This window comes from Paraburkholderia sp. J41 (genome assembly GCF_905220235.1).
Taxonomy (GTDB): domain Bacteria; phylum Pseudomonadota; class Gammaproteobacteria; order Burkholderiales; family Burkholderiaceae; genus Paraburkholderia.
In genome coordinates, this window is sequence record NZ_CAJMZE010000111.1 from 1 (window position 1) to 408 (window position 408).

Here is a 408-nt window from a genome sequence, read left to right on the forward strand (position 1 = left end):
CAATCGTCGGAGCGCGGAGTGTGAAACCGGAGGGAAGAGAATCCATCCAGCAGTTCCTAACGCAGGCAGCGGCTCGCGCGCGTTCATTTCCCAGAGCATTGCAACGCTCAACTGATATGGTGCTGCAACACGGCCCAACCAGCATCCAAAGGCTTCTTCATAGAAAGGCCTTGGAGTAATCGGCCATGGAGCAACGCTAGGGTGCGGGTCGGCTGACTTGCTCAAGGTGCGCAATGCCAATGAATTCGTCGCCGTTGCGAATCGCCAGCTCGGCAGCATCGTTGAGTAACGTGGATATCTCGCCTGTCAGTCCACCGGTCGCGCTCAGAACAAACTGTACGATCTCGCGTCGCGCCAGATCCGATGGCTTGCGAAGCGGTAGCACCCGTTCGAATGCCGCGAGAAGCC

Annotated in this window: 1 pseudogene; it reads right to left on the reverse strand. The window is 58.1% G+C overall.

The annotated features are described in order from the left end of the window. Positions 1-196: 196 nt before the first annotated feature. Positions 197-408, reverse strand: a pseudogene (locus tag U5805_RS31655) (transposase); the annotation flags it as partial.